The organism is Colwellia sp. BRX10-9 (genome assembly GCF_014077405.1).
Classification (GTDB): Bacteria; Pseudomonadota; Gammaproteobacteria; order Enterobacterales; family Alteromonadaceae; genus Colwellia_A.
Genome location: NZ_JACGVV010000122.1, coordinates 1 through 376 on the forward strand (window position 1 = coordinate 1; position 376 = coordinate 376).

At 38.6% G+C, this 376-nt stretch carries 1 protein-coding gene; it reads right to left on the reverse strand.

What is annotated here, in order from left to right:
* Window positions 1-310: 310 nt before the first annotated feature.
* Window positions 311-376: hypothetical protein (locus tag H4J69_RS20540; RefSeq protein WP_139083085.1), on the reverse strand; the 66-nt coding region annotated here is incomplete at its 5' end.

Consider the following 376-nt stretch of genomic DNA (forward strand, 5'->3'; position numbering starts at 1 on the left):
TGCAATTATGCGATGCTTCTTTTAGGTACAGCGATACAACACCTGCTCTGTGTTAGTAACTTTGGCTGTTTTGACTATTTCACTAAAATCTAGATATAAAAAAAGACGCCTAAGCGTCTTTTCTTGAATTCTCGTGAGCACTAAAATCTGCAATTATGCGATGCTTCTTTCAGGTACAGCGATACAACACCTGCTCTGTGTTAGCAGCTTTGACAGTTTTGACTGTTTGACAATTTCACTAAAATTTAGTGATAAAAAAAGACGCCTAAGCGTCTTTTCTTTAAGTTCTCGTGAGAACTAAAATCTGCAATTATGCGATGATTTTAGATACAACACCAGCACCAACAGTACGACCACCTTCACGGATAGCGAAGCG